Origin of the sequence: Bacillus sp. P14.5, assembly GCF_003316765.1 — a bacterium.
In the GTDB taxonomy this organism is placed as follows: Bacteria; Bacillota; Bacilli; order Bacillales; family Bacillaceae_B; genus Rossellomorea.
On sequence record NZ_NIJF01000066.1, the window covers coordinates 53,528 to 65,272 of the forward strand.

Genomic DNA, 11,745 nt, shown 5'->3' on the forward strand with positions numbered 1-11,745 from the left:
CCTCCTTTGCGGATTCTATTCATGGTTAGTATGAGAGAGCATACCCTTTCTATACCCAAAAAAGCGCCGAACCTTTGTCAGGTACGGCGCTTCGTGTTATTTTCTTTCTAGAATTCCCAGCAGCAGGTTTTCTAAAATCGTATGTCTGTCGGCATTTTTAAGGGCTGAATTTGTCAGTCTGTCAAAGTGGACAGGGGTAACAAAAGTGGAGCCTGGTAAATCCATTGAGTCAGGGTCTTTAACAAAGATTTCCTCTTTTTCGATGCCCTGCTGAATTTCGACCCGGCCATTTGATTTCATGCCGGCAGTGACTTCTCTTTTTTCAAGTTTTCCGGCTTCAGTAACAACAATCAGGTATTTCTTAGCACCGTCCATCACAAGGCTGCCCTCAGATACGGTCAGCACATCCTTGGCTTCCTCGGTCACGATGGAAAGGGACACATGAAAACCTGGACGCAGATTTTCCAGTTCCTGATCTTCGCTGAACTCTACTTGAAATGGATAAGAACTTCCGCCATCCTCGGACTCCTCTTCTGAAGGAAGGGCCGCAACATCTGTTACAAAGCCGTTCAGCTCTTCTTTTACAGCTGTTGAACGCACAATAGTCTCTTGGCCTTCCATTACTTGGAGTACTTCCTGCTCGTTTAATTCACCTTCGACAACGGGAGATGTTGAGGCAATCACGATAACGGGATTATCCAGCTCCCTGGACACCTTTTTAACAACCCCTTCCAATTCGCTTTGGACTGTCAAAGTCGTTTCATATGATTGCAAGTCACTCAGCTGCCGCTCAAAGTTAGCTGCTTTGTTTTCGAGTCGATTCATTTCGAGTTCTTTAGCAGCGATTTCCTGCTCGACATAATAATCGATCTCGAGCGCGCTTGCCTCCATGCTTTCGTCCGGAGGGAACTCGTCCAAAGAGGATGAAGAAGGCACCCTGGTATCACTTGCAGAAGGCCTTAAGGTTCGCAGGTCCCCTATGTGATCTTCAATGCTGTCAATCTCATCCTCCAGCTGTTGAATTTCTGATTCCAGCGCCTGCTGCTGGCTTAATGTATTTTCCGATTCAAAGGTGAACAAGTCAGAACCAGCTGATACTTCATCTCCTTCTTTTACAAGGAACTCCTGGAACGTCCCGAAGCTGTCGTCAAAATAAACATAGCTTTCCTGGGAGGAAGCCAGAGATGCCACTTTTTCCAGTGAATTCTGCAAGTTTCCGGTGTTAATAGGTTTCCAGCTGCTGATATATGAATTACGGTCCACCTTGCTGTCGGCTTTCTCGATCAAGAACACGTTAACAGCTAAGAAAGCGATGCAGAGGATGATAGCCGGGTAGATAATTTTTTTATTCATGTGAATTCACCGCCTTTATACTAAAATCGAAAAGTCTATGTAAGCTAGAAATGCCGTAATGCTCCAGAAAAGAAGGTTGATGACTGCCACCCAAAGCAACAGCACCCAATTTTTCTTGCCAGTGAGCCACTTAAGCCCTTTAAATTGAATGAAAGCTGCCCATATTTTGAACAGTGAGATGCTGCCAAGGAAATATTTCAGCCAGGAATTATCCGTCAGCGCCTGTCCGATGACACCAAGCGCAAATGGTGAAGAGTACCAGTTCAGTGACATGAAGGTCAGCAAAGGCAGGTAGGTCAATTTTTCCAGCAGCAAAATCAACAGCGTGATACCTTGAACTACGACGATTTTTTTGTATTCAGCTTCCGAAAGTGTCCAAAACAGCAGGGAAGGGATGAATAGTATGATCGCTGCGTATAAGAGACCCAACAGGACCCTGCCCAGTAAAAAGTAAAATTTATGTACTTCAAAATCCAAGGAAGACAAGTCAGTAATTTCTTTGGACAGGGGAACGGTTCCCCAGCCAAAGCTGGCGTTTAAGCCGAAAATCAGCATGGAAACTATGAAAAGGGTGATGATAGTTTTGGTGTAGCCTTTTAAAATCTCTGATTCTCTTAATTGATAAAAATATGTAGAAGGATGAAATAGTCCTTTTAATAGTTTAATTTCATTCATGTATGTATTCCTCCAGTGGTTTCTGACCCTTCAATCATTTTATCGGAAATCCTCGAACTTTTCCATAAATTGTAGATAGATTACAAAAAAACCTCCTAAAACATAACGGGGACTGTTTTGCAGTACAAACTTATAATTAGCAACCGAAATGGTTGGTTCATTTGGCAAAAAAACAATAATAAAATGTAAGTGGTCAGTGGCTGTTGCTAATGTGATTTCCACTCCAGGTGCGTGACTCCGCGGGGCGTGCGGTGAGCCTCCTCGGCTTCATAAAAAGCGGAAGCGGCCGTTCAGCGACCTACAGATTGTAGGGCTCTCGCATGAGATAAAGGAATCACGAAGAGTGAAGCGATTCGATGATGACTTATCGCAAGGAGAGAGACCGAAATCTGCTAGTCGCTGGCCGCTGGAGCTGGCTTCGCCTGCGGGGTCTCACCTGTCACGCTAGTCCCGCAGGAGGTCACGCACCTTCCGTTCCAATCAAATCAGTGCTAGCTTTTTTATAGTTAACTGCACCGCATTTAAAAGTATATAGGAAATTTCGTGCAATTTTTGAAGTACACGAGGTTCTGTCATTTGATATTCAGGATACGTTTTGTATTACCAAATGACTATATTCACCAATGAGAATACTGTTATATCAACAAAAAAGGAGTGTCAAATCCTAAGTGATTTGACACTCCTTTTTTGTTGAAATTGTTAGTTTTGTACTCGAAAATAGACCCGTTACCTTAAACAGGAGGCCCTTTTCTATTTTCTATAAGGAATAAGTCAAAAATGTAATACCGGTAAATAAAGAAACCATGATGACGAAAATCAAGGCAAACATGATTTTCTTTTGTCGATCTTTTTTAATCTTCATTTCCTCTGGAGTCAGGAATTTCAATGTGATAATCCTCCTTTGCGGCAGCTGGCTGACATGATGAAATTCTCATTTTAGTCCCTTTAGCTTTGCGTCGTTATTTTTCAATAACTTTGCCTTTTTCTTGCGGACTATTCTTCTATCGGTAATATTCCAGGAAAATTAATAGGTATTTAGTCGTATTTTGTCGAAGTTTAGTCTTCTAATGCTTTAGCGAGGGTGATCAATCTTTGAAAAAACTTCTCCTGCTTTTTCTTATCATAATAGGAAGCAGAAGTTAATAACCTTTTCAGATCAGGATGTTCAGTCAGCATATTTACTGCACGTTCCAGTTCCTCATCCTCAAATTTTTCCCTGAGAACCATAGCGTGCTTCGGGTCATCATCAGGGTAGGCGGAACCCGAGATAATGTTATATAGATCAATAGGAGAAAGTTGATATAAATGAACAAGCTTTCTTAATATATCATCAGGAAATTGGCTTCTTCCATTCTCGTACTTATTCAGCAGCTGTTTGCTGATATTTAGACGTTTAGCCACCTCGACCTGGCTCAACTGAACAATTTCTTCTCTATATCTCTTCATTGCTTCAGAAAAAATCATACTTTCACCCGCAGTCTTCATTAGATGTTATTAACATAACTCCTAGAAGAAAGAAGAATTAGAAAGTTCATATATAGTTGACCTGCAAAAGTAAAATATTTGTTTACTTTTAAAAAAATATTGTCGAAATACATAATTTACCTTTAGTATAAGAGAGAAAGGGTAAAAAGTCCTAATTTGTAAAAATTGAATAGTGGGAGGATACGATGAAAAATAAGGTATTGCTGTTGTCCTGGATGGATACTGGGGGTTTTAAGAGTTTAAAAGATTTTTATTTGGTATTCAGGGGAAAACATTCAGAAGAATCATTTCTTCTTACTTCCATTGGAAATTGCACGCTGGCCATGAACAGTTTAAATGACGATGACCTGACTGATGAGAAAAAATTCTTAAGCTTCCTGCCTATCCCATTGACACGCTCCACGAAATTTTTGTTAAGGGTGGATGTAAATGGAATTAAAAGTATCCTGGTATTATCGGTGGATGAAATAAAGCTGCAGATAGTGCCCTTTACCCCTTATGATGAGCTGACAGACGACATGTTCTATCACATTGTTCAATGTTTCACGCTGAAAAGAAAAGATACATATTTATCTTTTTTGTTACATCCCCACAAAGATCCAGCAGTCAAAAGCAGCAGATATCCCGTAAATCCTGACATTCAACCTGTCAAAATTGTAAAGAAAACCTTCCTCACCTAGAACGTTCACACATTATCCAAAAATTGTATTTACGAAACTTGTAGTTTTCTGGTAGAGTATGTATATTCATTAAGTTTAACAATTCGCCAGACAGGTAAATACAATACTACAGATAAAGTATTTTAGGAGGTAATCTTTTGCAACAAGATTCAACCAATGAACAGCAGCAGTTACTCAACCTTATGCAAAAAGCCTTTGACAAAGCAAAAAACGGAAACATGGATGCTTCCAAAATGGTAAACTGGCTTCAAAAAGAACTGAAAAGTGAATATACATTCGTAAAAGAAAAAGCGCTTTAGGCTAAAATAAGTCCAAAGAGCTTTTTTAATTTTTGTGTAAGCGCTTTAATTGCTTGGGGCTATAAAATTGTTCTTGGCTGCTTTATTATATATCTGCTGTTCAATAATTCCTCTGTATCGTGCTCTGGATACATATCCCCTGCAAATCGCCGCCACTCATGTACCCACCCGCCGGCTCTGGGTACATATCTACCCTCGAATTGCCCCACTCATGTATCCACTTGCCCGTCCTGGGTACATGTCTGCCCTTAAATTACCGCACTCATGTATCCACCCGCCGGATCTGGGTACTTATCTACCTTCAAATCGTGTAACTCATGTATCCACCCGCCCGTCTTGGGTACACGTCTGCTCTTAAATTACCGCACTCATGTACCCACCCGCCGGCTCTAGATACATATCTGCGTTCGAAACGCCTCACACATGTATCCACCAGCCCGCCCTGGGTACATATCTACGCTTAAAAGTCTTACTCATGTATCCACCCGCTCGTTCTGGATACACATCTGAGCTTAAAATGCCGCACTCATGTATCCACCCGCCGGCTCTGGGTACATATCTGCCCTCGAATAGCCCCACTCATGTATCCACTCGTCCGCGCTGGATACATATCTACCCTCGAATTGCCGCACTCATGTATCCACCCGCCGGCTCTGAGTACATATCTGCCCTCAAATTACCGCACTCATGTATCCACCCGCCGGATCTGGGTACATATCTGCCCTCAAATTGCCTCACTCATGTACCCACCCGCCGGCACTGGGTACACGTCTACCCCCGAATTGCCGCACTCATGTATCCACCCGCCGGATCTGGGTACATATCTGCCCTCAAATTGCCCCACTCATGTATCCACTCGCCGGCTCTGAGTACATATCTGCCCTCAAATTGCCGCACTCATGTATCCACCCGCCGGAGCTGGATACACATCTGCCTTCAAACCGCCATACTCATGTATCCAAAGCCTCACCGCGATGACACATCCACCCTCAAAACAGGTAACTCATGAATCCAACTCGTCAACCCAGGCACACACCTCTCAACGCGTTAACGCGTTAACAATCTAAGTTTCTAAAATCTACCTATAATATATTGACCGCTTATAATAATACCCATACAATGAAACTAAGTTATTAGTGAATTCAGAAATCAAAAGGTGCGAAGCCATGAAAATAGTCGATCAACACCGCATAGGGAAGAGTGCGCTGCTTCTTCTCCTGATGGATGAAACAGACGGAACAGAAGAGGCGTACAGCGAGCAATTCAAACAATTGAACTGGCAGTATTGCACAGGCAAGGTCGGTTCGATGAACGTTCAAAAGATTGTTGCCGCGATTGAAACAGCGGCGAAGCGGAACGGTATTGTCAGGGAGGATCTCTACAGGGAGATGCACTCGCTTTACCATGCGACCATGGAAGCCATCTCGGGAGTCACCCGCGGACAGACCCAGCTGGGGGAAATTCTTAGAACAGTCGGCCTCAGGTTTGCTGTGGTCAGGGGGACACCTTATAAAATCGCCGAAGAAGGCGAATGGATCGCCGTGGCGCTGTACGGAACCATCGGTGCACCTATCAAAGGCCTTGAGCATGAAACCATCGGCCTTGGAATTAACCATATTTAATAGGATAGAGCCTATAGTGATTAGAAATCAGGAGGCTCGATGACAAAGCTTTATTTGTCGTCGAGCCTCTTTTTGTTTTTCAAAATCACTTTAAAGCGCGAAGAGGGACAGTCCCTTTCAGCGATTGAAACCACTAAGCACACACCACACACGCCAATCACATTAATAATCAAAAGGGTGATCAAGAATGATTGAACTGACAGGACATACATTGACAGTAGAAGAAGCGAAGAAGGTTATTTATGACAAGGAAGGAGTGACGCTCTCCCCAGAAAGCCTGGTCAAGGTGAACCAAAGCAGGGAGGCGGTGGAGAGAATTGTCCGCGAACAAAGGATCGTGTATGGAATCAACACGGGCTTCGGAAAGTTCAGCGACGTACTCATTGATCAGCAGCATGTCGAAGAGCTGCAGCTGAACCTCATCCATTCCCATGCCTGCGGAGTCGGGGACCCATTCCCGGAAAAAGTCTCACGAGCGATGCTTCTCCTCAGAGCCAATGCGCTTCTTAAAGGCTACTCAGGGGTGAGACCGGTCGTCATCGAAACACTCATCGCACTGCTAAACAAAGGCATCCACCCGGTCATTCCGCAGCAGGGGTCGCTTGGAGCCAGCGGGGATCTCGCGCCGCTTTCACACCTGGCGCTTGCGCTGATGGGAGAAGGAGAGGTCTTCTACAAAGGTGAAATTCAGCCGACGCTGACAACCCTTTCCAAAGAGGACATCATGCCGATCACCCTGCAGGCGAAGGAGGGCCTCGCGCTTATAAATGGGACGCAGGCCATGACAGCCATGGGTCTTATCAATTACATCGAAGCCGAACAGCTCGCCTATCAGTCGGAAATGATTGCCGCCATCACGATCGAGGGCCTGCAGGGAATCACGGACGCTTTCGACGAAGACATCCATATCGCCAGGGGCTACCCCCAGCAAATCGATACCGCCCAAAGAATTCGAAATCATCTCGACGGCAGCCGGCTCACCACCTCACAAGGCGAGCTCAGAGTGCAGGATGCCTACTCACTGAGGTGTATCCCGCAGGTTCACGGGGCATCCTGGCAGGCACTCGACTATGTAAAAGAAAAGTTGGAAATCGAGATGAACGCTGCTACAGATAATCCGCTCATATTCCAAAACGGAAAAAAGTCATCTCCGGAGGCAATTTCCATGGACAGCCAATCGCACTCGCAATGGATTTCATGAAAATAGCCATTGCCGAACTGGCGAACATCTCCGAACGAAGAGTGGAAAGGCTCGTCAACCCGCAGCTCAATGATCTGCCGCCTTTCCTGAGTCCGGAACCAGGGCTTCAATCAGGCGCGATGATCATGCAATATTGCGCGGCGTCTCTCGTTTCGGAAAACAAAACCCTTGCGCACCCGGCAAGCGTGGATTCCATCCCATCTTCGGCGAACCAGGAAGACCACGTCAGCATGGGAACGATCGGGGCGCGCCACGCGTATCAAATTTTACAAAATGCCAGAAGGGTCCTGGCGGTCGAACTCATTTGCGCCCTGCAGGCGGTGGAGTACCGCGGGCCCGAAAAAATGGCAGGAGCTACTCACCGGTTTTACAAGGCGGCCAGAAAGCAGGTTCCATCTATCACGAAAGACCGCATATTCGCAAAGGACATAGAAAAAACACAGCTTTGGCTGCAGGAAATGAACTGGCAGGATTACAATTCAACCAAAAAAATCACCCAATAAGGGAGGAACTATTAATGGAAAAAACACGCATAGTCAGAGCCAAAAAAGGGCTGGAAATCGAATGCAAAGGGTGGGAGCAGGAAGCGGTCTTAAGGATGCTGTATAACAATCTCGATCCGGAGGTGGCGGAAAAGCCGGAGGACCTCGTCGTGTATGGAGGAATCGGGAAAGCAGCCCGGAACTGGGAGTCCTTTGACGCCATTGTCAACACGCTGAGAACACTGGAAAATAATGAAACAATGCTGGTGCAGTCCGGAAAACCGGTCGGCGTTTTTAAAACACACGAAGCGGCACCGCGCGTCCTGCTGTCGAATTCGGTGCTTGTGCCAAAGTGGGCAGATTGGGAAAACTTCCACGAACTCGACCAGAAAGGCTTGATGATGTACGGACAGATGACGGCGGGAAGCTGGATCTACATCGGCACGCAGGGAATTTTACAAGGAACATATGAAACCTTTGCTGCTGTAGCGCGGGAGCATTTTAACGGATCACTGAAAGGAACGATTACATTGACCGCGGGACTCGGTGGCATGGGAGGGGCTCAGCCTTTAGCCGTGACCATGAACGGCGGGGTGTGCCTCGCCGTCGAAGTCGATCCAGCGAGAATTCAAAAGCGCATCGACACGAAGTACCTCGATGTTCAAACGGATTCGCTCCAGGAAGCAGTGATGATGGCGTACGAAGCGAAGGAAGCAGGAAAGCCTCTTTCAATCGGCCTCCTGGGGAATGCGGCGGAAATTCATCATAAGTTGTTACAAACCTCCGCCAAAATCGATATTGTGACTGACCAGACGTCGGCTCACGACCCGCTGAACGGTTATGTTCCGGAACGATGCACCTTGGAAGAAGCGGATGCTTTGAGAAAAGAAAATCCAAGTCTGTACACAAAGCTTTCGAAAACCAGCATGGCAAACCATGTCGAGGCGATGCTCGATTTCCAGCGAAGGGGCAGCATCGTATTCGATTACGGAAACAACATCCGCCAGGTCGCCAAGGACGAAGGAATAGCGGATGCCTTCGCATTCCCGGGTTTTGTCCCTGCCTATATCAGGCCCCTGTTCTGCGAAGGAAAAGGTCCGTTTCGCTGGGCGGCACTATCAGGCGACCCGGCTGATATACACCGAACGGACCGTCTCATCAAAGAACTATTCCCGGAAAACACGGAGCTGCTGAGGTGGATCGATATGGCTCAGGAAAAAGTCGCGTTCCAGGGGCTGCCGTCACGAATCTGCTGGCTGGGATACGGCGAGCGGGTGAAGATGGGTCTCGCCATAAATGAGCTCGTCAAGAATGGTGAGCTGAAAGCACCAATCGTCATTGGCCGGGACCATCTCGACTGCGGATCCGTCGCATCGCCGAACCGTGAAACAGAATCCATGAAGGACGGAAGCGATGCGGTGGGCGACTGGGCGATCCTCAACGCGCTGATCAATACAGCCGCGGGCGGATCCTGGATCAGCTTCCATCACGGAGGCGGAGTGGGAATGGGATATTCGCTGCACGCCGGAATGGTCGTGGTCGCAGACGGCTCGGATCTTGCGCATGAGCGCCTCCAACGCGTCCTGACAACCGACCCGGGAATGGGTGTGATCCGCCACGTGGACGCAGGCTATGAAAAAGCGGAAGAAACCGCTGATAAATGGGGAATCAATGTACCGATGAAAGGAGACAAATAATGACCGGACAATACGATGTACTGATTAAAAATATTGGACAGCTGCTGACGATGGATCATGGAGACGGCCCTGTCAGAGGTGAAAAAATGACCCAGGCACCAATGATCGAAAACGCAGCTCTGGCGATTAAAGACGGAAAGGTTGCCTGGATGGGGAAAACAACAGAAGCAGTTTCCTTTACAGCAGACAAAACGATTGATGCGGAAGGGAGGCTGGTGACTCCTGGACTCGTCGACCCGCATACACACCTCGTGTTCGGCGGATCTCGCGAGCACGAAATGGCCCTGAAACAGCAGGGTGTCCCTTATCTCGAAATCCTTAAAAGGGGAGGGGGAATTCTGTCGACGGTGAAGGCGACCCGGGAAGCAACGGAAGAACAGCTCTTGGAAAAAGCACGATTCCACCTCGACCGCATCCTTTCCTATGGAGTCACCACGATGGAAGCGAAAAGCGGCTACGGGCTGGAAAAAGAAACAGAGCTGAAGCAGTTAAGAGTCGTAAAAAAATTAAACGAACAGCATCCGATCGATTTAGTTTCCACTTTTTTAGGAGCCCATGCGATTCCACCGGAACATAAAGAAACCCCGGATGCTTTTTTACAGGAAATGCTGAACCTTCTTCCGCAAATCGAAAAAGAAGGGCTTGCGGAATTTGTCGACATTTTCAGTGAAACAGGCGTATTCACTGTTGAACAGGCACGGACCTATCTTTTAAAAGCAAAGGAAATGGGCTTCGATGTGAAAATTCATGCTGACGAAATTGATCCGCTGGGCGGAACGGAGATGGCGGTCGAAGTGGGAGCGAGAAGCGGGGAGCACTTGGTTGGTGCCTCGGACACAGGAATACAAATGCTCGGAACATCGGAAACCATTGCGGTTCTGCTTCCCGGCACTTGTTTTTACCTCAACAAAGACAGCTATGCGAAAGCCAGGGAAATAATTGAAGCGGGCGCTGCGGTTGCCCTGTCGACTGACTTCAATCCGGGCAGTTCACCGACGGAAAACCTTCAGCTCATCATGAATCTGGCAGCGCTGAAAATGAAGATGACGCCAGAAGAGATCTGGAATGCAGTCACGGTGAATGCCGCTTATGCGATCAATAGAGGAGAAAGCGCGGGCAAGATCGCGCCTGGCCGCAAAGCGGATATCGTTCTGTGGGACGTTCCCAACTACCATTACGTACCGTACCACTACGGAGTGAATCATGTGAACACGGTGTGGAAGGCAGGCAAGCTAGTTTATGGAAAGGAGCGTAAGGATGAACAGGTTTACACATCTTAGGGGAGCAGGCAAGGCGCAGTTTCAGGACCGCTTCACAAAAAAGCCCATGAACTGCTAATGCCTTGGACAGAAGGTAAGAAAGGGGATATCGCCCTCATAGGCGCGCCCCTTTCCAAGTCGTCCATCAGCCATTCGGGAGCCGGATTTGCCCCAGAAGCCATCCGCCGCTGCCTCAGTTCCTATTCAACCTTCGCCATAGAGGAAGAACGGGAGCTCGCAGAACATAGGTTTGTCGATTTCGGCGATATCCTGATGCACCCGACCTCCATCGTCGAATCACAAAACAGAATCTATGAATCTCTTACAGAGGTTTGGAGGGAGGACGCCGCACCCTTCACCATTGTGCTGGGCGGCGACCACTCGATCACCACTTCTTCCATAGAAGCACTCACAGAACATAAAGGAAGAATCGGGGTCATCCAGTTCGATGCCCACCACGACCTGCGGAATGTCGAGGATGGGGGTCCAACGAACGGAACGCCATTCCGCAGGCTGCTGGAGAGAGGCCTGCTTAGAGGAGAAGATCTGGTGCAAATCGGAATCCGCAACTACTCGAACGCGGGTGCTTACTATCAATTCGCCATGAAAAACGATGTGAGCGTCTATACAATGAAGGAAGTCCGCGAGAGAAACATCGGGGATATCATGCAGGAATCCCTGAAAATGCTGGCTGACAAAGTCGATACGATCTACCTGTCCGTGGACATGGATGTGCTCGATCAGGCCTTTGCACCTGGCTGTCCGGCCATCGGACCAGGCGGAATGGACAGCGGCACCTTAATGGAAGCCGTCAGTATCGGCTGCCGGCATAAAAAAACAGCCGCGATGGACATCGTCGAAATCGACCCGACCCTCGACATCCGTGACATGACCAGCCGGATTGCGGCGCACCTGCTGCTCAATACATTGAAAGACCGAACTTCAGTAATATAAAACAAAAGGGCAGTCCCGGATCAAAAGGGGGACTGTCC

The 11,745-nt window shown here is 47.4% G+C and carries 11 protein-coding genes, 1 pseudogene and 1 riboswitch; of the genes and pseudogenes, 8 read left to right on the plus strand and 4 right to left on the minus strand.

Features of this window, described 5'->3' with window-relative positions:
- Positions 1 to 96: 96 nt before the first annotated feature.
- The 4 genes from B9Z54_RS10325 to B9Z54_RS10340 all read right to left on the minus strand — a co-directional run bounded on the left by B9Z54_RS10325 (position 97) and on the right by B9Z54_RS10340 (position 3,492).
- The gene (locus B9Z54_RS10325) at positions 97 to 1,353 is read right to left on the minus strand and encodes an efflux RND transporter periplasmic adaptor subunit (RefSeq protein ID WP_113928316.1); all 1,257 of its coding nucleotides are present in this window, start codon (positions 1,351 to 1,353) and stop codon (positions 97 to 99) included.
- Positions 1,354 to 1,368: 15 nt separating this feature from the next.
- On the minus strand, positions 1,369 to 2,028 hold the full coding sequence (locus B9Z54_RS10330; RefSeq protein WP_113928317.1) for a hypothetical protein: 660 nt from the start codon (positions 2,026 to 2,028) through the stop codon (positions 1,369 to 1,371).
- 757 nt (positions 2,029 to 2,785) lie between these two features.
- The gene (locus B9Z54_RS26180) at positions 2,786 to 2,914 is read right to left on the minus strand and encodes a hypothetical protein (RefSeq protein ID WP_262371062.1); all 129 of its coding nucleotides are present in this window, start codon (positions 2,912 to 2,914) and stop codon (positions 2,786 to 2,788) included.
- Between the two features lie 16 nt (positions 2,915 to 2,930).
- Positions 2,931 to 3,018, minus strand: a riboswitch (cyclic di-GMP riboswitch).
- Between the two features lie 66 nt (positions 3,019 to 3,084).
- Complete coding sequence (locus B9Z54_RS10340; RefSeq protein ID WP_162785164.1) at positions 3,085 to 3,492, minus strand: helix-turn-helix domain-containing protein; 408 nt, start codon at positions 3,490 to 3,492, stop codon at positions 3,085 to 3,087.
- Between the two features lie 206 nt (positions 3,493 to 3,698).
- Between B9Z54_RS10340 and B9Z54_RS10345 the strand changes: the two genes are divergently transcribed.
- The 8 genes and pseudogenes from B9Z54_RS10345 (at position 3,699) to hutG (ending at position 11,707) form a co-directional block, all read left to right on the plus strand.
- Complete coding sequence (locus tag B9Z54_RS10345; protein WP_113928320.1) at positions 3,699 to 4,193, plus strand: hypothetical protein; 495 nt, start codon at positions 3,699 to 3,701, stop codon at positions 4,191 to 4,193.
- 137 nt (positions 4,194 to 4,330) lie between these two features.
- On the plus strand, positions 4,331 to 4,492 hold the full coding sequence (locus B9Z54_RS24795; protein WP_162785165.1) for a YwzD family small protein: 162 nt from the start codon (positions 4,331 to 4,333) through the stop codon (positions 4,490 to 4,492).
- A gap of 1,166 nt (positions 4,493 to 5,658) precedes the next feature.
- Positions 5,659 to 6,114 (plus strand): hut operon transcriptional regulator HutP, encoded by a 456-nt coding sequence (gene hutP, locus B9Z54_RS10350; protein ID WP_113928321.1) that lies wholly within the window; start codon positions 5,659 to 5,661, stop codon positions 6,112 to 6,114.
- 39 nt (positions 6,115 to 6,153) lie between these two features.
- Positions 6,154 to 6,309: a hypothetical protein gene (locus B9Z54_RS24800; protein WP_162785166.1), complete on the plus strand. Its 156-nt coding sequence runs from the start codon at positions 6,154 to 6,156 to the stop codon at positions 6,307 to 6,309.
- Positions 6,302 to 7,818: pseudogene (gene hutH, locus B9Z54_RS10355) on the plus strand (histidine ammonia-lyase). Before B9Z54_RS24800 ends, hutH begins: the two are co-directional and overlap by 8 nt.
- Before the next feature lie 14 nt (positions 7,819 to 7,832).
- On the plus strand, positions 7,833 to 9,494 hold the full coding sequence (gene hutU, locus B9Z54_RS10360; RefSeq protein WP_113928322.1) for a urocanate hydratase: 1,662 nt from the start codon (positions 7,833 to 7,835) through the stop codon (positions 9,492 to 9,494).
- Positions 9,494 to 10,774, plus strand: a complete 1,281-nt coding sequence (gene hutI, locus B9Z54_RS10365; RefSeq protein ID WP_113928323.1) for an imidazolonepropionase — start codon at positions 9,494 to 9,496, stop codon at positions 10,772 to 10,774. Before hutU ends, hutI begins: the two co-directional genes overlap by 1 nt.
- A gap of 57 nt (positions 10,775 to 10,831) precedes the next feature.
- Positions 10,832 to 11,707 carry a formimidoylglutamase gene (gene hutG, locus B9Z54_RS10370; RefSeq protein WP_113928324.1) on the plus strand — a complete coding sequence of 292 codons (876 nt, stop codon included), beginning with the start codon at positions 10,832 to 10,834 and terminating at the stop codon, positions 11,705 to 11,707.
- Positions 11,708 to 11,745 lie beyond the last annotated feature (38 nt).

Bases quoted from the DNA above. Each gene is read 5' to 3' on its own strand.
- B9Z54_RS10325 (WP_113928316.1), bottom strand. From the start codon at position 1,353: ATGAATAAAAAAATTATCTACCCGGCTATCATCCTCTGCATCGCTTTC.
- B9Z54_RS24800 (WP_162785166.1), top strand. From the start codon at position 6,154: ATGACAAAGCTTTATTTGTCGTCGAGCCTCTTTTTGTTTTTCAAAATC.
- hutP (WP_113928321.1), top strand. From the start codon at position 5,659: ATGAAAATAGTCGATCAACACCGCATAGGGAAGAGTGCGCTGCTTCTT.
- B9Z54_RS10340 (WP_162785164.1), bottom strand. From the start codon at position 3,492: ATGATTTTTTCTGAAGCAATGAAGAGATATAGAGAAGAAATTGTTCAG.
- hutI (WP_113928323.1), top strand. From the start codon at position 9,494: ATGACCGGACAATACGATGTACTGATTAAAAATATTGGACAGCTGCTG.
- B9Z54_RS10345 (WP_113928320.1), top strand. From the start codon at position 3,699: ATGAAAAATAAGGTATTGCTGTTGTCCTGGATGGATACTGGGGGTTTT.
- hutU (WP_113928322.1), top strand. From the start codon at position 7,833: ATGGAAAAAACACGCATAGTCAGAGCCAAAAAAGGGCTGGAAATCGAA.
- B9Z54_RS10330 (WP_113928317.1), bottom strand. From the start codon at position 2,028: ATGAATGAAATTAAACTATTAAAAGGACTATTTCATCCTTCTACATAT.
- hutG (WP_113928324.1), top strand. From the start codon at position 10,832: ATGCCTTGGACAGAAGGTAAGAAAGGGGATATCGCCCTCATAGGCGCG.